We start from the raw sequence: 24,562 nt of genomic DNA, 5'->3' as shown, positions 1-24,562 counted from the left end.
TCTGTATTGATTAAGAACTATATCGAAAATGCATCAAATGCGACGCGCTTGCCAGTACACACGTTTCCAGTAAACATTTTCCAACGATGAACGGATCACACCTTTACTCGTTGAGGCATGAATAAATTCATCATTAGTATCGTAAATACCGACATGCAGCCCATTTTGTCCACTGCCAGTTTTGAAAAACACCAAATCGCCAGGCATGAGTTCATCACGAGAGACTTTAGTGCCTAAGGTGGTCTGCGCTGCTGTTGTTCGGGGTAATTGCATATCAAAACGATCACGGAATGTGCGGTAAACAAACCCTGAACAATCAACACCACTTTGATCCAGCCCACCATTACGGTATGGCGTTCCTTCCCATTGACGCAGTTGTTCATTCAGTTTAGCGACTACCACAATAGAATCTGATAAGTGACCACTCGGTGTTGGAGCATGGCTGCTACAACCAGCAAGAATCATACTGACCAAAAAGATCCAGAAACGCATCCGCATCGAGATATCACCAGAGTAAGGCTTAGCCAATCCACCGCACAGCAAGCTATTCGGCGCTATATCTGGCCAGCGAGAGGTACCAGTAGAGCTAATTTAGCTATCGAGTCTGGAAAAAACAAGTTATATGAATGAGATAATAGATTTAATCACTTTTTATGGGTTTGGTGTGAATCAGCCATATCCCCAGTAGGATAAACCCCGCCCCTAACGTTTTTAGTAACGTCGCCGACTCATTGAACCAGGGTAGCAATACAGCGGCTAAATAGACCAGCGCATAACTAAGACTCAGTAATGGATAGGCTCGATTGAGTGGCAAATACCTTAAGGCAAAAAACCAGCACAACATGGATACTGCATAGCCGACTAGCCCGAAAGTTACCGCCATTAATTGTGTCAGATGATGTGCTAAAAACTGACCATTAATATCTGCCAACGATATTAATGGAGTATGCATCATCCCCCACTTCAACATGAGTTGGGCCATGGTCACCAACACCACACTGCCTATTCCCCACAGGTAACCTTTCATAAATGCCAACTAATCAAAAGGATGCCAAACATAATGGCAGCAACACCCAACCAATGGCGAGAAGTTGTCTTTTCTCCATAAAACAACTGCGCGGCCAAGGTCACCAGCACAAAGTTAAAGCTTAATAGCGGATAAGCCACACTCAAAGGCAGATGTTGCAATAAACGCAACCACAGCACCATTCCTAAGCCCAGCAATATCACTGCGATAGCAAGCCAACGCAGTGTGGGCGCAAGCCGTTTTTCACCAGATTGCCCCCAACATTGTGCAGCTTGCTTCTGACACAGTTGCCCCGCACAGGTCAATAAACTGACAACTATCAATAGCAAATAATTTGTCATGGTGTCTTTTGGTACCACAAAAGTGCCAAACGATTCATTAAATTAACCTTGTCGGCTACCGGATAATGGGTAGAGATGTCCTCACCGCGAGATAATTGCACAACTAACGACACGTCACCTTGCTGCCTTGCATGAGCCAACCATTCACTAAAATCTTTATTGCTAATGTATTTATCTTTGCTGTCAGCATAGTTCAGCCCATAAGACAGCTCGCCCTTTTCGCTGAACATCAGTATATCGCTACGTTTCAGTTGCCAGGCTAACCCTGCCGCTACACCCACACTGTCGGTAAGCACATAGCGGCTGCTGCTCAACGCATCAAAATTATTCTGAATAAAATTTTGCGGCTGTTTGGAATCAATAACCTGTTGAGGAATCAGGTAACCCACCAGCAAAACCAACAATAATGGACAGGCGGCAGCCCAACGCCAATAACGGGCGTTATTATACAATGTAATCAGCCCCACCAACCCCCATCCAGTAAAGGCGACTATCCCCAACACTACTTTCTGCTGCTCTTGTGGCCCATAGGCGACCAAGTGCCCTACCAAATTCAAACCAATAACTAACACCGCCAGCGCGCAAACTAATCCAAAAATAAGATTTATTGCACCATTTATTTTCAGCGCGCGCATACGCATGTTACTGGCGCAATCTGTTGCATATGCCGCTATCAGTAAAGATAGTGGAGCCATACATGGCAAGATATACGTTGGGAGTTTTCCTTTAGCCACACTGAAGAATAACAACGGCATGACGACCCAACTGAGCAAAAAGAACAGCTCTGGTTTTGCCACCCGTTCACGCCACCCTTTAAGTAACGCTCCCGGTAATAACCCCAACCACGGCAATACACCGATGCAAAGAATAGGCAGGTAATACCAAATGGGGGCTTTATGTTGAGCATCTTTTTCAGCGAATCTCTGAATATGTTCAACCCAAAAGAAGTAATGCCAGAAATCGGGTTCACGTTGCGCGATGGCCAATGCCCACGGCAAGCTCAAGATTACCGCACCCAATATCGCTATCGGGCCAAAAATGATGAGTTCTTTTATTCGCTTTTGCTGTATGACAATAGGCAATACCGAAATAACCGGCACGGCCAACGCCAGAAAACCTTTAGTCATAAAGCCCATGCCACAGGCAAGGCCGAGCAAAAGGTAAGCCCCAACCTTCTGCGCCAAAGTTTCGGCCCGCAATGTGAGATAAAAACAGACCATTGAAGCGGTTAGCCATAATGAAATCATCGGGTCCAATACCGCATAGGAGCCGATACTAAATACCAACAACATGGAGAGATAAATTAATGTCGCCAGTACCGATGTAGAGCGGTTACGCCACAATAAAGTCGCTAACCAATAGACTAAGATTGCACTCAGCGCGGTACTAAAAATGGAACCAAATCGGACGGCAAAATTAGTGTCACCAAATATCCACTGGCTAATATTATTAAACCAATATCCAGCGATAGGCTTTTCGAAATAGCGGATCCCCAGAAAATGCGGCACAACCCAATCACCACGTTGCAACATTTCCCGACTAATCTCAGCGTAGCGAGTTTCGTCAGGTTGCCACAGTAAACGACTATTGATTGGCAATAGGTATAGCAAAGCAAAAAACAACGCCAACAGTGCTGCCCCGCCTCCTTTTAACAGTTTCATCCGACATCCTTAATTTTTGTCTGACACCCTAACCAACCCTCTCGGCCAGGAAAGGTGGTACGCTCGACTGTCCCTATCGGCAATAAATCTAAATCATCGGGTAATAACTCTCGAAGCGGGCAAAACTGGATACCTTGTTTTTTGGCCTGGACTAATAATTGCTCAAACATTACTGCCTGAGACATCCCTTCAACTTCAGCATGAATGGTATAAACCGAGACACCTCTATCACGCAAAATAGCTTCAATGATGAAATTATTAAAATCCTCAGCCCGCACTTCACTCCCTACGACTTCATCGTACGTTGGCAACGTAACAGGAATTTGTACACTGCCGAGACTGCCATCAGGTAATAGGGGGCGGAAAGGGTGAGTACCACGACAATCACTGTTATAACGAAAAGCGAACGGTTGCTTGATGGCTAACACCCGCGAGTCTGCACGCCAGCCAGCAGCGGCGGAACAAGTTACTGGCTGCCCAATGCTGTTCTGTAATTCATCCACACCCCATTGAACCTGCTCAGTTAGCTGTTGTGTTGACCACGATGCAACCTTAGCTTGCCAGCCTTGATGATCCCATGCATGCAAACCAACCTCATGCCCTGCTTGTAGCGTGGCTTTCATTAATGAGCCAAGGTCTTTACCGATTTTTTTACCCGGCCAGGCGGTTCCGGCCAGTAAGATATCCCAGCCATAAAGCGAAGCGGCATTAGAACGCAACATCTTCCACAAGAAACGAGGTCGGAAAAGGCGCCACAAGTGACGCCCCATATTATCTGGACCAACACTGAAGAAAAAGCTGGCGCTGATATCATACTGTTCCAATACAGCAAGTAATGATGGCACACCTTCTTTTGTTCCACGGTAGGTATCCACATCAATTCTTAGTCCAACTTGCTTCATAGATAATGCTCATCCTTTTGGGTTTCACCCAGTTCGAGTACAGCACCACGAAGGAAGAAATCCAAGGTTTCGCTGACAGTTTGCTGCAAAGCGATTTCTGGCTGCCAATGTAAAATACGTCGCGCATTCGTGATGCTGGGGGTGCGATATTCGACATCTTGGTAGCCTTTACCATAATAGGCACTGCTTTCGATATCTTTAAAGCCAGCAAATGGTGGGAAGTGACCACGTAATTGATGTTTTTCAAAACTACTCAGCAGCATTTGCGCTAATTCGCGAATACTAGCCTCATTCGTCGGGTTACCAATATTGATTATCTGACCATCACAGCAGCCATCATTGTTCTCAATAATGCGAAATAGCGCTTCAATGCCATCATGAATATCAGTAAAACAGCGTTTTTGCGCGCCGCCATCAACCAGTTGAATAGGAGAGCCTTCAACCAGATTTAATATCAATTGTGTAATGGCGCGGGAACTGCCAATACGAGCAGCGTCAAGGTTATCCAGACGTGGCCCCATCCAGTTAAATGGGCGGAACAATGTGAATCTGAGATTTTCTTTCGCACCATAAGCCCAGATAACACGATCCAATAATTGTTTGGATACCGAATATATCCAGCGCTGTTTGTTAATTGGCCCAACAATCAGTCGCGAACTGTCCTCGTCAAACTCTTTGTCATCACACATACCATAAACTTCAGAAGTGGATGGGAAGACAATACGTTTATTGTATTTAACGCAATCGCGAACAATCTTTAAATTTTCTTCAAAATCTAATTCGAAAACACGCAGTGGATTGCGGGTATATTCAATTGGCGTCGCAATAGCCACCAGCGGCAAAATGACATCACATTTTTTAATATGATATTCGATCCATTCGGAATGAATACTGATGTCGCCTTCCACGAAATGGAAGAAAGGGTTATCCAAGAAACGACTAATAGCATCAGAACCAATATCCAGACCATAGACTTCGTAACGGTCATCACGCAACAAGCGTTCGGTTAAGTGATTACCAATGAAGCCGTTCACACCAAGGATCAGTACACGGGTACGTCTTTTCAAAGCATTGCTTGGTCTATTAGCTAAACGCACATCCGTGACAATGCCCATTTCTTGGGCTAATCGACTGCCCTGAACATACAAACCAGCGTCTCCCTGACCAGTAACAATCTCCAGCGCACCTTCACCGCAGGCGACAACTAAAGGTGAAATTGAGAGTATGGTGCCGGGTAACTTTCCGTGTGCCATCTTCAGCGGTCGCGCACGCCAGATGATGAGTTTACGCTGTCCAAGATAGCTGAATGCACCGGGATAAGGCTCCGTCACGGCACGAACTAAATTATTGATATCTGATGCTGACTTTTGCCAATTGACCTCTCCATCAGCAGCAGTTCGACGGCCAAAATAGCTGGCATCAGCTTCTTTTTGTGGTGTCAGATGCAGTGAAGAACGCTTCATTTTTGGCAATAAATCACGTAACAACTCTTGCGACGCTTCACGCATTTTTGCATGTAATGTCAATGCAGTATCTGTATCGCTGATGGTAACTTTGTGCTGACCCACAATTGGGCCTGCATCAGCTTTTTTTACCATTTGGTGCAAGGTTACACCTGTTTCGGTCTCCCCATTAACCAGCGCCCAGTTAATCGGAGCACGCCCTCGGTATTTCGGCAACAAGGAGCCGTGTAAATTGAATCCTCCTTGCGGTGCTAACGACAAAATTTCATCACACAGCATATTGCGATAATAGAAAGAGAAAATAATATCCGGCTGTAATTGCTTAATGCGCTCAACCCATAACGGATGATTGGCATCATCCGGTGCAAATACAGGAAGTTCTAAATCAGCAGCAACCCGGGCCACTGAAGAGAAAAAACGATTCTCATTAGGATCGTCAGTATGGGTAAATACTGCCTGAATATCGTAACCAGCTTCTACTAGTGCTTTTAGACCTACACAGCCAATATCATGATAGGCAAATACAATCGCTTTCATTTTTCTACTTCCTGATTATTGTCGGTATGCTCTGCCCCGACCACTTTCTGTATGAAATAACGTGGGCGCGCGCGCACATCGTTATAAATTCGACCGATGTATTCACCGAGTAGCCCCATACCAACGAATTGGGCACCGATGAACATGAACAACACGGCAAAGAGCGTAAAGACACCGCCGCCCGCCCATTCCGGGCCAAATACCAAACGCAAAACCACTAACAGCACAGCAAGAGTAAAACCAGAAAGTGCAATGACACTGCCCACCAGGCTTAACAGACGTAATGGGGTCGTTGTCAGGCAAGTTATCAAGTCATACATAAGATTAATGAGCTTCATCAGGCTGTATTTTGAGTCACCGAATTCGCGCTCAGCATGATGAACTGTAATTTCAGTGGTACGGCGGGCAAAGCTGTTTGCCAGAATGGGAATAAAGGTACTGCGTTCGTGACAGTGTAACATTGCTTCTACGATATGACGGCGGTAGGCTCGTAACATGCAGCCATAGTCACCCATAGATTTACCTGTAGCACGTTGAATCATCAGATTAATCAAACGGGAGGCTGTTTTACGAAACAGCGAATCTTGCCGATTAGCGCGCACAGTCCCGACGACGTCGTAGCCCTCTTCTGCCACACCGACCAGCCGTGGGATTTCCTCCGGCGGGTTTTGCAGATCAGCATCAAGTGTAATGATCAAATCACCACTAACCTGATTGAATCCAGCCATAATGGCTGAATGTTGGCCATAATTACGATTTAGCAAAACTGCGATTATGTGGTTTTCAGGTAGGTTCGCCGCTGTTGTCAAAATTTCAGCAGAACTATCACTACTCCCGTCATCAACCAGAATAATTTCATAAGGTTGGGTGAGTGACTTACAGGCAGCCGACGTCCTCTCTATTAATGCCGGCAAGCTCTCTTGCTCGTTATAAACAGGGATAACTATTGATACTTTTTTGATTTGCTCATTTTGTAACACGGTGCGGCCCTATAATAGTTGCCAATGCATCAACTACCCGGTCAACATCACTGTCTAGCATGTCGGGGAAAAGGGGCAATGTGCATAATCTGGCGGAATTCCACTCGGTATTGGGTAAGTGCAACTGTGGATAGCGTTCGCGATAATACTTTTGAGTATGGGCGGCACGAAAATGCAGACCAGTACCAATTCCTGACTCTTTCAACCGCTCCATCAGTGAGTCGCGACTAATTCCGCAGCGACCTTCATCAACACGCACCATAAACAGATGCCAAGCATGGAGATGGGCATAGTCGGGAACCGCCAGGGGTTGCAAGGGGGAATCGTTCAATGCTTTATAGTAGCGGGCAACTAATTCTTGGCGACGAGCATTGATTTCAGGTAAACGCCTGAGTTGCACTACCGCAATCGCTGCGTGAATATCAGATAAGTTATATTTATAACCAGGCACTATAACTTCGGCCTGTGGGCTACGCCCTTGTAGCTGTCGATCAAAGGCATCCACACCCAAGCCATGAAACTTAAGTTGCCGTACTTTGTCGGCTAGCTCATCATCATCAGTGGCAATTAAGCCGCCTTCAGCACAAGTCATGTTTTTAATGGCATGGAAAGAGAAAATAGCGGTGCCCTTCTCGCCAATCCATTGATTACCATAGCGGGTGCCAGCAGCATGGGCCGCATCTTCAATCAATGGGATACCTTGATGCTGAGCAATTAAACGCAAAGCATCAAGATCACAGGGAGCGCCGGCATAATGCACCGGGATAATGGCTTTGGTTTTTGCGGTGATAGCTGCTGCAACATCCGCAGCATTTACCATTAAAGTGTCGCGATCAACATCAATCATTACCGGCTCAGCGCCCAACAACACAATCATATTAAGAGTAGAAACCCACGTTTGAGACGGGGTAATAACTTCATCCCCTGGGCCAATACCCAAGGCCATCAAGGTGATATGCATTCCCGCAGTGGCCGAACTGACAGCAATAGCATGCTTGCAACCCAATGCCTTACAAAAATCAGTTTCTAACTGTTGATTCTGTGGGCCAGTAGTTATCCAACCTGACCCTAATACATTTATGACCGCATTAATTTCGTCCGTACCGATTGACGGACGTGAAAATGGCAAAAAATTCTGCATTGAATAATCCCTTAGGACACCAGAGCTGTCGGCAACTATATGCTCACTTAAGTTAACGAAAACTAAACGCCCATCAGATAAACCTGTGGTCTGCTAGGGTCAACTCTAGTCCATTAACCTTAAATAAACCTTAAGATAGCGTTTTTTTGCTGATATATTCAGAAAGGGTATTTCACGAAGAAAGGAATTGTTTTTCATAGTAAAATCAATCAATTAACATAAAACACTGTGGGATATTTCATCGCAATGATTTAATTGATTTCTTCTGTGGAGAAAAAGAAAAATAAGCACCATAACAAATATTAATGCAAATTATAGATGCAGGTTATTAATTTTATACTCCCAATAAAACTTAGTAGCTAAATGTAAGTATCATATGCTTTTTGTAATAATCCAATTCTGGCCATCAAAACTATGTATTTGAAATTCCACTTCGAACACATCAGATAAAATATCTGCCTCCATTACCTGTTTAGCCCCACCCTGTGCAAGCACGTCCCCTTTAGACATTAACCAAACCTGATCAGCCTGTTGCAAGGTGTGGTTAAGGTCATGAGCACTAATGATAGCACTGCGCCCAGCCGCACAAAACTCAGCAAGCAGACTATCAAGTGCCACTTTTTGCGCCACATCAAGCCCGGTATAGGGTTCATCAAGCAATAACAGCTTGCTGTCAGCGTTGATATCCGGCCAAACTTGCAAGAATACTGCCGCGAGCCGAACACGCTGCCACTCGCCGCCTGAAAGTTGCGATAACATTCTTGGCAATTTATCGGTTAATCGTAATTTTTTACAGAGATAACCAATCGTTGCCGCTACAGCATCCAAAGCGGCACCGGCTGGCTGATAGAGAGCCAGATATTGGAAAACCGGCATTAGAGTCAGAGCCGATTGCTGTTGACTTAGATAGGCTCGTGAACGGGCCAAGTCGTGCCCTGCATAGATAGGCAGTGGTTGCCCGGCCAGTAAAATATCACCACGAGCAGGCAACAAGCCTGCCAGAGCGGCCAACAGGGTACTTTTCCCTGCACCATTGGGACCTATCAAATGAATTTGCAACCCAGCAGCCACCTGGGCAGAAAAAGGCGCAAGGCGGGTTTCGACATGGACATTGCTGAGTTGCAAAAGCATCAAAATAAACCTGTTGTCGGTAAATTATTTGGTGGCTAACGCTTGAGTAATTGCACTGATTAGAATCGAATCTTCTGGTGCCATATCGGGAGCAAAACGCTCAAGAACTTCGCCATCACGACTAACCAGGAATTTCTCAAAATTCCACAGAATATCACCCGGTTGCTTTGGCTCACGCCCCTTACTGGCTAACCGTTGATAAAATTCGCTCCCTTCCGGTTTTATTGCAACAGACTTAGCCGCAATCAATTGCTGGTACAAAGGGTGCCGTTGCGGGCCATTGACCTCAATTTTACTAAACATCGGAAATTCAACCCCAAATGTGCCACGGCAGAAAGCTTGGATCTCTTCATCACTGCCAGGCTCCTGCCCCGCAAACTCATTACTCGGAAAACCTAAGACTTCAAAACCTTGCTGATGATATGTTTTATAGAGGTTTTCAAGCCCTTCATACTGCTTAGTCAGACCACACTGAGAAGCCACATTAACCACCAACAGCACTGAGCCTTTATACTTTTCCAGCAGAATAGGTTCACTTTCAATGGTTTTAACAGGAATGGAATAAATTGGATTACTCATCAGGAAGGATCCTTATTCAGCGATGATATACAGATGAACTTACAAGAGTATCAATAGGTGTAAGGCAGATCACTTTACACTTTTCACTCGTGTCAGCAACCAGATAAATAATGGCGAACCCAACGTTGCTGTCACCACACCAATGGGCAGCTCAGCCGAAAATAGAGCGATACGTGCGATAACATCCGCAAACAACAGTATTCCAGCGCCAGCTATTGCACATCCGCTTAGCAGATGGCGTTGGTCAGTTAAACCGGTCAATCGTAAGATATGGGGAATAACCAGGCCAATAAAGCTGATAACACCAGCCAGAGCAACACTAATACCTACCAGCAATCCTATAGCCAGTACTAATAAATTCCGCCATAAATGGAGTGGGATCCCCAACTGCCTGGCTTGCTGCTCACCCAATGACATAAAGTTGAGCACTCGCCCCTGGCAACAAAGCCATACCACGATCGGCACCAATGCTACGACCAATCCCTGCTGTCGCCAATCTATACCGCTGAATCCCCCCATCATCCAATACATCAACTGGCGTAAATCCAAGCTGGTACTGAAATAAACAGCCCATGTCATCACCGCGCTGCAAACGATCCCCAATGCAACACCAACCAGTAACAGACGAGCGTTAGTCAACAAACGCCGGCGAGCGAAACCTAACAGCAGAACCGTCATAAGTAAGGCTCCAGCAATAGCACAGCCACTTAAAAACCAGATCGGTAATAACCCGTGCCCTAGCAAGACCGCCATAACTAATGCAACACCTGCACCATTCGCCACCCCCAGCAGACCGGGTTCGGCTAATGGATTTTCAAACAATGCCTGCATTACAGCACCCGCAACCGCAAGACTTGCACCAACCATCATTACGGCTAAGGCTCGGGGCAAACGCAACTGCCAGACGAATAATTGCCCGTTTTCACCAAACCACTGAGTGGGCCAAATCCACGCATCTCCAGCACACAAGCTGACTACCAGCGCAAAAAAAAGTATCACCACCAATCCCTTGAGGTAACGGTGATCACGCTGTTGTTGCCGCTGTTGAAGCGCAGTAAATAACTGACTGGTCTGCATTACATCCTCGGTCGCTGCCTCAGGATTAACCTGAAGATGTCTCATAAATATTAGGGGCTGATACCCATAGCTAGGCTACAGATAGTAGGGGGTTAACGCGATAAGGGGAAGTTTTGCATGAAGAATAAGACTTTTTTATGGTAAGAGAACGCAAACTCTGTCGATGATTTTAGCGACAAAGCCTGCATTCATCGGTTACTTACTGTCAACGATGGCCCTTATTTTGCGATGGATAGAGTGGCTGACCATTATGATTATCGTTATTATTTGGCCCGCCTTGCTTAGCACCACTACCCTGTCGGCTATTATTCACTGGCTGGCCGCGTCCATTATTATCACTGCCATTATTGTGCTGTGGCGAATTACCGTAATCGCTGCGTTCATTATGGCGTTGACTACCTTGCTGCCCACGGAACGGGTTATGGCCATCCTGCGGTTGTGGATGTTGCCAACGCCCCCCGTCCCAATAATAGCCACGGTCATTGCGGTCACCAATATGGCCACCACGATGTTCATGCCACCACTGTGGCGGACGCCAATCATAACCATCCCAGTAATAGCCACGGTTGTCCTGATCACCTAGATGTAAGCTGACTCCGGGTATATTGATGTCAAGTGATACGTCTGCCTGTGCAAACGATGGCATTAATGCCAACACCCCAAGTAATAGCAGATATTTTTTCATATACATCCGAATGTATTATTTAACAGTTATTAAATTTATATCAGCGAAAATAAAAACCATCTATCAGACAATCCGCTCTTTTCATTTTCATTTCATCTTGCTTACGCAATACATACAGTTCTTACAAGTCGGACATTTTCATTTACTACCACTCCTAACATATCTTAACGTTTATCTGACAGTGACATTTATTGTATTGAATTATAATCCAAGCATTGCCGGATAATAAAAGATGAGACAAATAAAATGCAACGTATAACGTTAATGACAATAGTACTCTTATTAAGCACTACATTATCAGCTTGCTGTATATTCCCACCGCATGGCGGTGGCGGTGGCGGTGGCGGTGGCGGTGGCGGTGGCGGTGGCGGTGGCGGTGGCGGCCCAAGGATGCATTATGATAACCATCAGTTGCGTTAGATTACATCCTAAAAAATAAGTATAAAACTGGCATTCAATAAGAATAGTCTAATTTATTTAGAATAAAATATTGAGTGCTAACTTAAGTACTTCATGAAAATATAATCTCAGCCAATCTAATTTGGATGCAAAAATTAATTATCACGTAATGATTAATATAGTCCTTACAATTTAATTAATAAAAAATGTTATAGAATGAATGGTGCCACTCCACCGAACATTAGCAGAAACATGACAAATCCTACTCTAGATTAATGCTTTTGCAACGGTTGTAGACTAGACAAACTAAATGCTGAAAATTCCATTTCCAATCAACCCCCACTGGTTTCTGTGACCCCACCTTAAGGCTAAGCTAGAAATACAAATAAAGGGAAATGGCCCCAACCTGCGGTCATGATGTGGGCACTTATAAAATAAAATCGATGTTTCTCAATGAGGTGCAGGCAAGAAAAAGGCCGCTTGCGCGGCCTTTTGTTTGGGGAAATACTTACTCTTTTGGAGTAGCACTCTCTACCCGGCTTTTTAGCTTTTGCCCTGGACGGAAAGTCACCACACGGCGCGCCGTAATAGGAATGTCCTCACCCGTCTTCGGATTACGGCCCGGACGTTGGTTCTTGTCTCGCAGATCAAAATTGCCAAAGCCAGACAGTTTGACCTGTTCGCCATTCTCGAGAGCACGACGTACTTCCTCAAAGAATAACTCAACCAGATCTTTGGCATCACGTTTGCTAAGCCCTAGCTTTTCAAACAGATGTTCTGACATTTCAGCTTTAGTAAGCGCCATAGGTTCAATCCCTCAAGGATGCTTGGAATCGCTGTTTTAACGCCTCTACACATCTTGCAACGGTAGCGGCGATCTCCTCTTCTTCCAGTGTACGTGCGGTATCCTGCAACACCAGACTAATAGCCAGACTCTTATAGCCCTCTGCTACGCCCTTGCCACGGTACACATCAAACAAGTTTACGCCAACTACCTGATTTGCGCCAACTTTCTTACACTCCGCCAAAATATCTTCTGCGGGGACGTTTTCGGCCACCACAACGGCGATGTCACGACGGTTTGCTGGGAAGCGTGAAATCTCGCTGGCCTGAGGCACAGCGCGGTCTGCGAGCTTGTTCCACTGCACTTCAAACACCACAGTCCGACCATTTAGACTCAGCTTACGCTCCAACTCAGGGTGAACTACACCAATGAAACCAATGTGTTCCCCTGCTAAATAAATTGCAGCACTCTGCCCTGGATGCAGTGCAGGATGTGCTTGTGCACGGAACTGAACATCAGATAATTTGCCGGTAAGTTCCAGAATTGCTTCCAGATCACCTTTCAAATCATAGAAGTCGATTGGCTGACGCGCCAGATCCCAATGCTCTTCAAAACGGTGGCCAGCAATGACACCGGCTAGCATTACATCCTGTCTAACCCCGAGATCTGCTGTATTATCAGGTACAAAGCGTAACCCACTTTCAAATAAACGCAAGCGAGATTGCTGGCGATTCTGGTTATAAACCACTGCTGACAGTAAACCTGTCAACAATGATAAGCGCATCGCAGACATCTCAATCGAGATAGGGCTTGGCAAAATTAATGCGTCTTGCTGTGGGTGCAGAAGTGCTTGTACTTTCGGGTCAACAAAACTGTAAGTAATTGCTTCCTGATAGCCGCGATCGACTAAAGCGGTTTTTACACGCTTCAATGATAAATCAGCTTCGCGGTGTTTGGTCATCACCAAATCAGCTTTGATAGGCACATCCGGGATATTGTTATAACCGTAGATGCGGGCAACTTCCTCCACCAGATCTTCTTCGATTTCCATATCGAAACGCCAGCTTGGCGCCACTGCCCGCCAATCAGAACCGAGTTCAGTCACCTGACAACCGAGCCGGCGCAGAATGTCACTCACCTGCTGTGAAGGGACATGATGACCAATCAACCGATCCAATTTCTCACGGTGTAGCGTGATGGTGGCGCATTTTGGTAATTCTGCGGTCGCGGTCACGTCTATTACCGGCCCCGCTTCACCACCACAGATATCAATGAGCAGACGTGTCGCACGCTCAATCGCTTTATGCTGTAACGCAGGGTCGACACCACGCTCATAGCGATGAGATGCATCGGTATGCAAACCGTGGCGACGCGCACGACCAGTAATTGATAATGGATTGAAGAAAGCGGATTCCAGCAAGACATTGCGGGTTTCTTCGTTAACACCTGAATGTTCACCACCAAAGATACCGGCCATCGCCAACGGCTTATGCTGATCAGCAATGACCAGCGTATCTGCATTCAATTTGGCTTTTGTGCCATCCAGCAGTGTTAATTCTTCACCTTCAGCCGCCAGGCGAACAATAATCCCGCCTTCAATACGGTCCAGGTCAAACGCATGCATTGGCTGGCCTAACTCCAGCAACACAAAGTTAGTAACGTCTACCACCGGATCAATCGAACGAATACCACAGCGGCGCAGTTTCTCTCGCATCCACAATGGTGTCGCAGCCTTAACGTTAATCCCTTTAACTACTCGGCCCAGATAGCGCGGACAAGCCTGCGGAGCTTCTACATGGATTGGGAATGTATCCGTAATGGAAGCCGCAACAGGGCTCATATCCGGTTCGATTAATGGCAATTGATTCACAACCGCCACATCGCGCGCGACACCAATAATGCCCAAGCAATCGGCACGGTTTGGTGTCACACTGATTTCAATGGTTTTATCGTCCAGATACAGATATTCACGCAGATCGACACCAATAGGCGCATCAGCAGGCAGTTCAATAATACCGTCACTATCTTCTGAAATAGCCAGCTCAGAGAAAGAACACAGCATGCCTTCTGATGGTTCACCACGCAGTTTGGCCGCTTTGATTTTGAAATCGCCCGGCAGCACAGCACCAACAGTCGCAACAGCGACTTTCAAGCCCTGACGACAGTTCGGTGCACCACACACGATATCCAATAAGCGGTCACCGCCTACATCAATTTTGGTCACCCGCAGTTTATCGGCGTTGGGATGTTGGCCACATTCGACAACATGACCGACAACGACACCATTGAATTCGCCCGCAACCGCATCTACACCATCAACTTCTAAACCGGCCATAGTGATTTGATGGGCCAGATCATCACTACTAATGGCTGGGTTTACCCATTCGCGTAACCAAAGTTCACTGAATTTCATGAGATATCCCGCCTTACTTAAACTGTTTGAGGAAACGCAGATCATTTTCGAAGAATGCCCGCAAATCGGTGACGCCGTAACGCAACATAGTTAAGCGTTCCATCCCCATACCGAATGCAAAACCTGAATAAATATCAGGATCAATACCGACGTTTCGCAATACATTTGGATGCACCATGCCGCAACCAAGCACTTCAAGCCATTTACCATTTTTACCCATCACATCCACTTCAGCGGACGGTTCGGTAAACGGAAAATAGGAAGGGCGGAAACGAATTTGCAAATCTTCTTCGAAGAAATTACGCAAGAAGTCATGCAAGGTGCCTTTCAAATTGGTGAAACTGATATCACGGTCAACAATCAGCCCTTCCATTTGATGGAACATTGGAGTGTGCGTTTGGTCGTAATCATTACGATACACACGGCCCGGCACGATAATTCGAATCGGTGGCTGCTGGGTTTTCATGGTGCGAATTTGCACGCCCGAGGTTTGGGTGCGCAGCAATCGGGTAGCATCAAACCAGAAGGTGTCGTGGTCAGCACGCGCTGGGTGATGAGCCGGAATATTCAATGCATCAAAGTTATGATAGTCATCTTCAATTTCCGGGCCAGACTCGACGGAAAAGCCCAACTCACCAAAGAACGTTTCGATACGATCGATAGTGCGGGTAACCGGATGCAACCCACCATTTTCCATACGACGCCCCGGTAGAGAGACATCAATGGTTTCGGCTGCCAATCGGGCATTCATGACCGCTGATTCCAGCTTGTCCTTACGTGCATTAAGCGCTTCTTGTACTTCCTGCTTGGCCTGATTAATAACGGCCCCCGCTGCCGGGCGCTCTTCAGCTGGCAGCTCGCGCAGTGATGTCATTTGAAGGGTCAAATGGCCTTTTTTACCTAGATATTCGACGCGTACCAAATCCAACGCGGCAACATCTTGGGCATCTTCTACGGCTGCTTTAGCTTTGGCAACCAGCTCTGCGAGATGTGGCATTGTTCTCTCTTCCTCTGGCCAGTATGGCCCGCTTGTAGTTATATCCTTTGTTCTTGAAGCTGCTGGGTTGTTAGCTACGCTCACTCACCCGAATCACTTACCTATGTAAGCTCATCGGGATTTACTCGCTTGCTGCCTACCAGCAACTCCAATAACGTTGGATATAGATAATGAGTTAAAATCCGATAAGTAAACTAAACTTTTCATACAAAATCAATAAGGTACCACATCCGCGATACCCTTACTCCAGTCGCCATAAATGCTATAGAGCAAAAACAAAAAAGCCTCCACGATGGGAGGCTTAGGCGTTATTTTTCGTTTCTATTCTTACGCGCAAGCCTCCTGAAATCAGGCGCTAAAGTAAAAAAAGAAGCGAAAAGTAACTGCATGCATCATAAAAGTGACCTTCTTACCAAGAAGATAAAGATTAAAAGAGGGAGACAAGCTCCCTCTTCAATTCTGACTTACGCCAGAGCTACTTTCGCTTTTTCGACCAGTGCAGAGAATGCCACTTTATCGAATACTGCGATGTCAGCCAGGATCTTACGGTCAATCTCAACAGAAGCCTTTTTCAGACCATTGATGAAACGGCTGTAAGACAGACCATTCTGACGAGCAGCTGCGTTGATACGTGCAATCCACAGTTGGCGGAATTGACGCTTCCGTTGACGGCGGTCACGGTAGGCGTATTGGCCTGCCTTGATTACTGCCTGGAAAGCAACACGATAAACGCGCGAACGGGCACCGTAGTAACCTTTCGCCTGCTTTAATATTTTTTTGTGACGTGCACGAGCTACCACACCACGTTTTACGCGAGCCATTTACTTCTCCTATCGTCTTAATTCAAACCAAAATTACTTATGCGTATGGCAGACATGCTACGACCAAACCTAGATCGTTCTTAGATACCATGCCTTTTGGACGTAAATGACGTTTACGCTTAGTAGCTTTTTTGGTCAAAATATGACGCAGGTTGGCATGCTTACGCTTAAAACCACCGGCACCGGTTTTTTTAAAGCGCTTAGCGGCGCCGCGTACTGTCTTAATTTTTGGCATTGAATATATCCACTTCGCATTGTTAATTACAACGAGCTAGCTAGGCGAACAGACCCCTACTCTGCAATCAGAAAGAGGCCTATTACTTGAGTGCCTTACTGTCTCTTCTTAGGTGCGAGCACCATGATCATCTGACGGCCTTCGATACGAGTCGGGAAAGACTCCACGACAGCCAAATCAGAATCTTCAGTCAGATCTTTTTTGACACGGTTAAGGACTTCCATGCCGATCTGCTGGTGCGCCATTTCACGCCCACGGAATCGCAGGGTGATTTTGGCTTTATCGCCATCTTCCAGAAAGCGAATCAGGTTGCGTAGTTTGACCTGATAGTCGCCATCATCGGTACCAGGACGGAATTTGATTTCCTTGACCTGTATGACTTTTTGCTTCTTCTTCTGTTCTTTTGTCGACTTGCTCTTCTCATAGAGGAATTTGCCGTAATCCATGATTCGGCAAACCGGCGGCTCGGCATTCGGACTGATTTCTACTAAATCAACACCAGCTTCCTCAGCTTTTTCAAGAGCTTCATTCAGACTGACAATGCCAATCTGCTCACCATCGACGCCTGTTAAGCGAACTTCTGTGGCGCGAATCTCTTTGTTGATGCGATTAGGACGCGCCGGTTGAACTCGTTTTCCGCCTTTAATACTTTATTCCTCCAGTTGATGAAGACTACGGCTGCGAATTTCTGCTAGCAGCTGGTCTACGACCACGTTGACGTCCAAGCTTCCTAAGTCTTTACCACGGCGGGTACGAACGGCAATTTTGCCTGATTCGACCTCTTTATCGCCACAGACCAACATATATGGAACCCGACGCAACGTATGTTCACGAATTTTAAAGCCAATCTTCTCATTTCTCAAGTCCGCTTTTGCCCTAATCCCTGCATCTTGCAGTTTTTTGGTCACTTGTTGGACATAATCAGACTGACTATCGGTGATATTCATCACCACGACTTGTACCGGAGCTAACCACGTTGGGAAGAAGCCTGCATACTCTTCGGTTAAAATACCGATAAAGCGCTCCATTGACCCCAAAATAGCCCGGTGAATCATTACTGGCACCTGACGATCGTTATTTTCGCCGATGTAAGACGCACTTAAGCGGCCCGGTAATGAGAAATCGAGCTGTACGGTACCACACTGCCACGCGCGATCCAAACAATCATGCAAGGTAAACTCAATTTTCGGACCGTAAAACGCTCCCTCACCCGGCTGATAATCAAATGGAATACCATTTTCAGTCAGCGCAGCGGCCAAATCATCTTCGGCACGGGTCCACAGATCATCACTCCCAATCCGTTTTTCAGGGCGGGTAGACAGCTTAACCACAATTTTCTCGAAGCCAAAAGTGCTGTACATGTCGTACACCATCTTGATACAGCTATTCACTTCATCGCGAACCTGCTCTTCGGTACAGAAAATGTGTGCATCATCCTGAGTGAAACCACGGACGCGCATTAAACCATGCAGTGCGCCTGAAGGCTCATTACGGTGGCAGCTACCGAACTCAGCCATACGCAATGGCAAGTCACGGTATGATTTCAACCCTTGGTTGAAAATCTGCACGTGCCCTGGGCAGTTCATTGGCTTGATGCAATACTCGCGGTTTTCAGACGATGTGGTGAACATATGCTCAGCATAGTTTTCCCAATGTCCGGTTTTTTCCCACAGTACGCGGTCCATCATAAACGGCCCTTTCACTTCCTGATACTGGTACTCTTTGAGCTTAGTCCGCACAAAAGTTTCCAGTTCACGGAAGATAGTCCAACCGTCGTTATGCCAGAACACCATACCTGGTGCTTCTTCCTGCATGTGGTAAAGGTCCAATTGCTTACCAATCTTACGATGGTCGCGTTTGCCCGCTTCTTCCAGACGTTGCAGATAAGCATTTAGTTGCTTCTTATCACCCCAAGCCGTGCCATAAATACGTTGCAGCATTTTATTTTTGCTATCGCCACGCCAATAAGCACCGGATGTTTTCTGCAATTTAAAGTGATGGCAGAAACGCATATTCGGTACGTGCGGGCCACGGCACATATCAACGTATTCTTCATGGTGATACAAACCAGGATGATCATCGCGGCTAATATTCTCATCGAGAATCGCCACTTTATAATCTTCACCACGAGCAGCAAAAGTGTCGCGGGCTTCTTGCCAACTGACTTTCTTCTTAATTACATCGTAATCTTTATCGGCAAGTTCATGCATCCGCTTCTCCAGCAGATCCAGATCTTCCTGCGTCAAGGTGCGGTCGATATCTACATCGTAATAGAAACCGTTGTCGATAACCGGGCCGATGGCCATTTTGGTATCAGGCCAAAGTTGCTTGATTGCGTGCCCCAATAAGTGTGCACAAGAGTGGCGGAGAATCTCCAGACCTTCAGCATCTTTGGTGGTGATAATAGCCAGTTGGGCATCAGATTCGATCAAGTCTCTGGCATCGACCAGTTCGCCATTAACTCGACCAGCAATACAGGCTTTTGCCAAACCAGGGCCGATATCCAAAGCAACATCGAGAGCAGAAACGGCGTGATCGAAATGACGCTGACTGCCGTCAGGAAGGGTAATAACGGGCATTCTAATTCCTTATCTACAGTGGTGACCCACACGACAGATCACATGCAAAATTCTAATACTATTTAAAATCAATATGTTATAAACGCTATCCGACTTTACTTTGCCTGATATATACACTCATATGTACACAACTTGTTTGCACATAGGGTGTGACGCTATAACGGACGAACCATACTAACATCCTCATTATTGGTTTATCCACTCAGAATGATTTCTTTATCAGGCATCCCTGCCCCGTTAAAGAGTGATAATTATCTGATAATTGGTCACTTCACTCAGCGATGTTACTGTCGACGTTACCCTCGGCGAATTTGCCATATTGCGACTAATGAACTGATTAGAGCATGACAAAAACGCGTAGACTACATCGAATCGGGGAACGACCAGCCACACTAGCAACGGCTATCACAGTTAAGGGCAACATCATGCTACGTATCGAAGTGACAATAGATAAGCTAAATATCAATAAATTCCCGGCAGGATACACCGACGCACTCACTGAGGAGTTGGATAAGCGGCTTGGGAGGAAATTTGACCATATTGATGTGAAAGTAAGGTTTGCGGGCGCTGATGGTCTATCAGTTCTAGGTGGTGCGCCAGATGATAAGAAAGCGGTAGAAGAAATTTTACAAGAAACATGGGAAAGTGCTGATGATTGGTTTCAGCCTTAGAATAGACTGGGCAATTACGCCCGGTTTTTGTATTTAGAATGGCAGTACAATCCGCTCCTGGCATGATCGACCCAATGCCAATAAAGAGGATGTATCTCCGCAATCGGCCGTCACGGATAGAATAATACCTAGCGAATAATCTATTAATACTACAGCCAAACGGTGATAATGATCACCGACAAAGTTATCAAGCTCAAACTGCTCTACGATCACTATAATATCAATACCGTACAACTGAGGGTCAACTAGTGCAGCGACAACCTGTTACATCTTCCAGAATTCTGTCGATTGGTTATGATCCTGAAAATCGCATGCTGGAGATACAATTTCGCGAACAAGGGATTTATCAATATCTTGGCGTCCCGGAGCGCGTTCATCAGAATTTTATGTCCGTGGTTTCGAAAGGTCGTTTTTTTGATGGCGTGATTAAGGGTAAGTTTTTGTGCCGGAAAATTGGCTAATTAGAAAAATAACCAATTAAAACAGTCAACTAAATAAATCTGAAACGGTCGCTTCAATGATAAATCTGTGCAGAGAAGCCTACCGTTTTAGAAATCATCTTTCCGCTCCACAGATTATCCCATCAAGTAGCGCCATAAATAGGATATGGGTACCACAAACAATAGCGCGGGCAGGAAATTCACCACCGCGAATATTTTAATTTGTGCAATACGTAACCCCACTGCAATCATAATAATCCCACCGCAGGCGGAAAAATCAGCAAAGGCAATATCATCCATATACGGCATGATCAGTTTAGCCAACAAAACCAATGCAATTTGGATCAACAATTGCGGCACAGCAATAGCCACCAGCGCAATACCGAGCGAGATGGAGAATATCAGCGCGGTGAAGAAGTCCATTAACGCTTTGACAAATAGCAGTTGAAAATCACCAGTAATGCCTTCAGTCAACGAACCAACAACTCCCAGTCCACTAGCACAAAACAGCACAATCATCGCGGTGAAACTCTGCGCAAACTCCTTCGGCGGCAATGTACTGCGTGATGGAATAACTCGTTCCAACATTATACGGGTTTTATTTGCCCCCCATTTTACCCCCTGCTCAAGGGATAATAACTCCCCCACGGCTGTCCCGATAATCAACGCCAAAATAACCGCTGGCATAAAATGTACTTTTACCACCATCACAATACCGATGGAGATAGAAGCTAGCGCAAACGTAGCCGGTAACCCTTCCTGTAAACGCTTAGGGACATGACGCGCTAGTAATACGCCAACTATCCCCCCCAGGATAATGCCTGCACTGTTAATAAATGGGCCAACCATACCGTGCTCCCAATGGCTAAAACGCGTTCTGCTGATAAAAAATGTGTCTGTTTTAGAATTAGGAATTTCGATAATAGCTAAAGACAAACAACTGATATGAGGTATCCCGACCACTGGAATCCCCCATACAGACAAATTATATGTTACGGTGTCACAAACCCCAATTCCTGCGAAATACGCTGGGCCGTAGCCAGAATAGGTTTAATTAGGGTTTTTACCCCCACCTGTTGCAGTTTGGCTGTGGGCAGGGAAACTGAAACGGAGTACGGTACCCGTTGCTGAATATCAAAAACAGGAGCCGCCACACAAGATACACCTAGTTCATTCTCTTCACGATCCATCGCCAGCCCTGCTTGACGAATATCTGCCAGCTCCTGGTACATTTTGGGTAATTCGGTGATGGTATTGTGCGTCAGCGGCTGAATCTCATGCTGATGGCTCTGCCAATAATCATCTGGATAGTCACTTTTACCGTACGCCATAAATATCTTACCCATCGCCGAGCAGTACAGTGGCATATGCTGCCCGATATAAGCGCGGGTGCGCATCATGCCAGTGGTAGGTTCTAACTTATAAATCAGGATAACGTGGTCATCTTCGCGGGTTGAAAAATTGACTGTCTCACCAAGCTCAAGATTGAGTTGTTCTAAATGTGGGGCCGCGACATGGATAATATTCAGTGATGACAGTGCTTTTTGGCCAATTGAGATGAACTTGGTTGTCAGCCGATAACTGCCTGGAGAAGGCGCCTGAGTGACATAGCCACAGGTATGTAGCCCTTGCAATAACCGATGAACGGTACTTTTGTTCATCCCGGCCAATTCAGATAGATGCGCCAATGGGCAGCCATTAGGGTAATTACTTAATATCTCAATCAGTTGCAGCCCGCGGAACAGACTTTGGCTGCCTAACGGCTTATCTTTCTTGTCATCTGTGAGTATAAGGGCCATAGACGATATCCTTGTTGTTTAGCATGAAATGGTACTCCAAAGCCGCAGTCTGTGTGAAGCACGAAACAGTGTTTCGTTATCATCCCTGGCGCTGTATCTCGCAACATTTATCCAACATAAGAAGTGCGTAGTTCGTCACATTTCCACAAACAAATAAATAAGTACTTGTTTTTTATAGCAACTTAATTCATCACTTCTTTTGCTTTAGCGAAGATATCAGCATATTATTTTTGAAATCAGATTTCGTATGTTGAAATATAAAGTCTAGTTTATGCTCGATAACCACTAAATCGCGAATGCTTTCACTCAAGACATTCACCGGATAAGGGGCGTCACACTGATGAATACCACTGAATTGGGCCAACCCATTCTCTCGATGCGCCATATCATCAAAGGATTTGGCGGCAATATTGCGGTCAACGATGTCAGTCTTGATGTTATGCCAGGCGAAGTACTGGCATTGCTCGGCGAAAACGGCGCAGGAAAATCCACTCTAATCAAAGTATTGGCGGGCGTCTACCCACGGGACAGTGGCGATATTCTGTTCCAGGGAAATAACATACGTTCTGCCGCAGAAATTAAAAGTGATACTCGTCAGCCTATTGCTTTTATCCATCAGGATTTAGGGCTAATTGACTGGATGACCGTTGCCGAAAATATGGCGTTGGTGATGGGGTTTCCGCGTCGATTCGGTCTGATTAATTGGTCAGCTATTCGCCTGCAAGCCAGTCGGGCTTTACAGGATATCGGCATTGACCTCTCACCTGATGCGCGCGTGTTTGAACTGTCGCGCACTGAAAAGTCATTATTGGCCATTGCCCGCGCCGTTGCGGTTAATGCCGAACTATTGGTGTTGGATGAGCCGACCGCCTCTCTACCCGCCAACGATGTCCGCCATTTATTTGAAGTGATTAACCGCCTGAGGGATAAACATGTTGGCATGATTTATGTCACTCATCGTTTGGATGAAGTGATTGAAATTGCCGACCGGGTGTGTGTGATGCGGGATGGACGCTATGTTGCGGGTGGGAATACCGCCGATTACTCATTGCGTGATCTGGTGCAAATGATTGTTGGTGAAGCCATGGGCGACTCCCAGCGTGAACCGTTACCTGAAGCCAGTAAACCTGTATTACAGCTTAACGCGGTGGTGGTAGGTGAGATTGGCCCGGTTACTTTCAGCCTACAACCAGGCGAAATGCTGGCACTAGCGGGGCTAAGAGGAGCGGGCCAAGAAGAGTTAGGCCGCCTGCTATTTGGTTTACGCCATTGTGATCAGGGTGAAATTATTTTCCGCGACCGCCCCTATACCGCCGCCTCACCGCAGCAAGCTATGGCAGCAGGTGTTTCCCTGGTGGCCGGTGACCGCACCGGTGAAAGTCTGGTGATGTCGATGTCGGTGCGCGAAAACCTATTCATTAACCCAATTGCCAGCGGTCACAAATTACTTTCCCGTTATAGCACCCGCAGCGAAATGGGGGAAAGTTGGTGGAAAGTGCAGTTATTCGATGTCCGACCTAAAGACGTCAATATTGATATCAGTGCCCTTTCCGGCGGTAACCAACAAAAAGTGGTCATGGCACGCTGGATGCACCTGGGCGCGCCATTACTGATCCTTGAAGATCCAACTGCTGGCGTGGATGTTGGCGCGCGTGCTGAAATTTATCACTTATTAAACAAATCATTAGCAGAAGGTGTGGCGGTTTTGGTGATTTCCAATGATTTAGAGGAGATCGCACATATCTGTAATCGGGCATTGGTGTTTAACCGTGGCGAAGTGGTTGGTGAACTGCGTAACCAGCAGGTCTCGTTCGCTAATTTATTGGAGTTGGCGTCTGCCAGCACCGGGGAAGTTACATCCGTTTAAAACAGCGACCTGTGCTAATGGTTACATCGCCCC

25 protein-coding genes and 1 other annotated feature are annotated in these 24,562 nt (G+C 46.2%); of the genes, 3 read left to right on the top strand and 22 right to left on the bottom strand.

Features of this window, described 5'->3' with window-relative positions; translation table 11 throughout:
• Positions 1-33 precede the first annotated feature (33 nt).
• The 20 genes from V2A84_RS06780 to thrS all read right to left on the bottom strand — a co-directional run bounded on the left by V2A84_RS06780 (position 34) and on the right by thrS (position 19,752).
• Positions 34-498, bottom strand: a complete 465-nt coding sequence (locus V2A84_RS06780) for an NlpC/P60 family protein (protein WP_083158708.1) — start codon at positions 496-498, stop codon at positions 34-36.
• A gap of 142 nt (positions 499-640) precedes the next feature.
• Positions 641-1,027 carry a 4-amino-4-deoxy-L-arabinose-phosphoundecaprenol flippase subunit ArnF gene (gene arnF, locus V2A84_RS06775; protein ID WP_083158707.1) on the bottom strand — a complete coding sequence of 129 codons (387 nt, stop codon included), beginning with the start codon at positions 1,025-1,027 and terminating at the stop codon, positions 641-643.
• The gene (arnE, locus tag V2A84_RS06770; RefSeq protein ID WP_083158706.1) at positions 1,024-1,368 is read right to left on the bottom strand and encodes a 4-amino-4-deoxy-L-arabinose-phosphoundecaprenol flippase subunit ArnE; all 345 of its coding nucleotides are present in this window, start codon (positions 1,366-1,368) and stop codon (positions 1,024-1,026) included. The genes arnF and arnE overlap by 4 nt, the downstream gene beginning before the upstream one ends.
• Positions 1,365-3,029, bottom strand: a complete 1,665-nt coding sequence (arnT, locus tag V2A84_RS06765) for a lipid IV(A) 4-amino-4-deoxy-L-arabinosyltransferase (protein WP_372569236.1) — start codon at positions 3,027-3,029, stop codon at positions 1,365-1,367. The genes arnE and arnT overlap by 4 nt, the downstream gene beginning before the upstream one ends.
• Entirely contained in the window at positions 3,026-3,931 is a 906-nt protein-coding gene (arnD, locus tag V2A84_RS06760; protein WP_083158705.1) for a 4-deoxy-4-formamido-L-arabinose-phosphoundecaprenol deformylase, read from the bottom strand. The genes arnT and arnD overlap by 4 nt, the downstream gene beginning before the upstream one ends.
• Complete coding sequence (gene arnA / locus V2A84_RS06755; RefSeq protein WP_083158704.1) at positions 3,928-5,931, bottom strand: bifunctional UDP-4-amino-4-deoxy-L-arabinose formyltransferase/UDP-glucuronic acid oxidase ArnA; 2,004 nt, start codon at positions 5,929-5,931, stop codon at positions 3,928-3,930. The genes arnD and arnA overlap by 4 nt, the downstream gene beginning before the upstream one ends.
• Complete coding sequence (gene arnC, locus V2A84_RS06750; RefSeq protein WP_442848665.1) at positions 5,928-6,911, bottom strand: undecaprenyl-phosphate 4-deoxy-4-formamido-L-arabinose transferase; 984 nt, start codon at positions 6,909-6,911, stop codon at positions 5,928-5,930. The genes arnA and arnC overlap by 4 nt, the downstream gene beginning before the upstream one ends.
• Positions 6,898-8,052 (bottom strand): UDP-4-amino-4-deoxy-L-arabinose aminotransferase, encoded by a 1,155-nt coding sequence (gene arnB / locus V2A84_RS06745; RefSeq protein WP_083158702.1) that lies wholly within the window; start codon positions 8,050-8,052, stop codon positions 6,898-6,900. Before arnB ends, arnC begins: the two co-directional genes overlap by 14 nt.
• A gap of 372 nt (positions 8,053-8,424) precedes the next feature.
• Positions 8,425-9,183, bottom strand: a complete 759-nt coding sequence (gene btuD / locus V2A84_RS06740; protein ID WP_193784652.1) for a vitamin B12 ABC transporter ATP-binding protein BtuD — start codon at positions 9,181-9,183, stop codon at positions 8,425-8,427.
• Between the two features lie 24 nt (positions 9,184-9,207).
• On the bottom strand, positions 9,208-9,762 hold the full coding sequence (locus tag V2A84_RS06735; RefSeq protein ID WP_442848664.1) for a glutathione peroxidase: 555 nt from the start codon (positions 9,760-9,762) through the stop codon (positions 9,208-9,210).
• Positions 9,763-9,831: 69 nt separating this feature from the next.
• Positions 9,832-10,839 carry a vitamin B12 ABC transporter permease BtuC gene (btuC, locus tag V2A84_RS06730; protein WP_442849117.1) on the bottom strand — a complete coding sequence of 336 codons (1,008 nt, stop codon included), beginning with the start codon at positions 10,837-10,839 and terminating at the stop codon, positions 9,832-9,834.
• A gap of 205 nt (positions 10,840-11,044) precedes the next feature.
• On the bottom strand, positions 11,045-11,524 hold the full coding sequence (locus V2A84_RS06725) for a DUF2502 domain-containing protein (RefSeq protein WP_420073407.1): 480 nt from the start codon (positions 11,522-11,524) through the stop codon (positions 11,045-11,047).
• Between the two features lie 907 nt (positions 11,525-12,431).
• Complete coding sequence (gene ihfA, locus V2A84_RS06720) at positions 12,432-12,728, bottom strand: integration host factor subunit alpha (RefSeq protein ID WP_002211830.1); 297 nt, start codon at positions 12,726-12,728, stop codon at positions 12,432-12,434.
• Positions 12,729-12,732: 4 nt separating this feature from the next.
• Entirely contained in the window at positions 12,733-15,120 is a 2,388-nt protein-coding gene (gene pheT / locus V2A84_RS06715) for a phenylalanine--tRNA ligase subunit beta (protein ID WP_083158697.1), read from the bottom strand.
• 13 nt (positions 15,121-15,133) lie between these two features.
• Entirely contained in the window at positions 15,134-16,117 is a 984-nt protein-coding gene (gene pheS, locus V2A84_RS06710) for a phenylalanine--tRNA ligase subunit alpha (RefSeq protein WP_083158696.1), read from the bottom strand.
• Positions 16,118-16,391: 274 nt separating this feature from the next.
• Positions 16,392-16,514 (bottom strand) — a sequence feature (Phe leader region).
• Positions 16,466-16,510: a pheST operon leader peptide PheM gene (gene pheM, locus V2A84_RS06705; protein ID WP_223300610.1), complete on the bottom strand. Its 45-nt coding sequence runs from the start codon at positions 16,508-16,510 to the stop codon at positions 16,466-16,468. (Overlaps the previous feature by 45 nt.)
• Positions 16,515-16,581: 67 nt before the next feature.
• Positions 16,582-16,938, bottom strand: a complete 357-nt coding sequence (gene rplT, locus V2A84_RS06700) for a 50S ribosomal protein L20 (RefSeq protein WP_004706556.1) — start codon at positions 16,936-16,938, stop codon at positions 16,582-16,584.
• Positions 16,939-16,975: 37 nt separating this feature from the next.
• Entirely contained in the window at positions 16,976-17,173 is a 198-nt protein-coding gene (gene rpmI, locus V2A84_RS06695; RefSeq protein WP_004713020.1) for a 50S ribosomal protein L35, read from the bottom strand.
• Positions 17,174-17,268: 95 nt separating this feature from the next.
• On the bottom strand, positions 17,269-17,820 hold the full coding sequence (gene infC / locus V2A84_RS06690; RefSeq protein ID WP_011816226.1) for a translation initiation factor IF-3: 552 nt from the start codon (positions 17,818-17,820) through the stop codon (positions 17,269-17,271).
• Positions 17,821-17,823: 3 nt separating this feature from the next.
• Positions 17,824-19,752: a threonine--tRNA ligase gene (gene thrS, locus V2A84_RS06685; protein ID WP_083158695.1), complete on the bottom strand. Its 1,929-nt coding sequence runs from the start codon at positions 19,750-19,752 to the stop codon at positions 17,824-17,826.
• A 425-nt stretch (positions 19,753-20,177) separates the two neighbouring features.
• On the opposite strand from thrS, the gene V2A84_RS06680 reads away from it, so the two are divergent.
• Positions 20,178-20,423, top strand: coding sequence for a DinI-like family protein (locus V2A84_RS06680; protein WP_083163607.1), 246 nt, complete (start codon positions 20,178-20,180; stop codon positions 20,421-20,423).
• Between the two features lie 248 nt (positions 20,424-20,671).
• The gene (locus tag V2A84_RS06675; protein WP_005161573.1) at positions 20,672-20,884 is read left to right on the top strand and encodes a KTSC domain-containing protein; all 213 of its coding nucleotides are present in this window, start codon (positions 20,672-20,674) and stop codon (positions 20,882-20,884) included.
• Positions 20,885-20,998: 114 nt separating this feature from the next.
• On the opposite strand, the gene V2A84_RS06670 is transcribed toward V2A84_RS06675, so the two are convergent.
• Together V2A84_RS06670 and V2A84_RS06665 are read right to left on the bottom strand one after the other, a co-directional pair.
• Complete coding sequence (locus tag V2A84_RS06670; RefSeq protein ID WP_442848663.1) at positions 20,999-21,712, bottom strand: DUF554 domain-containing protein; 714 nt, start codon at positions 21,710-21,712, stop codon at positions 20,999-21,001.
• A gap of 143 nt (positions 21,713-21,855) precedes the next feature.
• Positions 21,856-22,662 carry an IclR family transcriptional regulator gene (locus V2A84_RS06665; RefSeq protein WP_102970400.1) on the bottom strand — a complete coding sequence of 269 codons (807 nt, stop codon included), beginning with the start codon at positions 22,660-22,662 and terminating at the stop codon, positions 21,856-21,858.
• A gap of 340 nt (positions 22,663-23,002) precedes the next feature.
• On the opposite strand from V2A84_RS06665, the gene V2A84_RS06660 reads away from it, so the two are divergent.
• Complete coding sequence (locus V2A84_RS06660) at positions 23,003-24,529, top strand: sugar ABC transporter ATP-binding protein (protein WP_083158692.1); 1,527 nt, start codon at positions 23,003-23,005, stop codon at positions 24,527-24,529.
• Positions 24,530-24,562 lie beyond the last annotated feature (33 nt).

Source organism: Yersinia sp. 2553 StPb PI, from assembly GCF_052217105.1.
GTDB classification, from domain to species: domain Bacteria; phylum Pseudomonadota; class Gammaproteobacteria; order Enterobacterales; family Enterobacteriaceae; genus Yersinia; species Yersinia enterocolitica_E.
The sequence above is the reverse complement of the archived record's forward strand: the minus strand, read 5'-3'. Positions and strand labels throughout refer to the sequence as shown.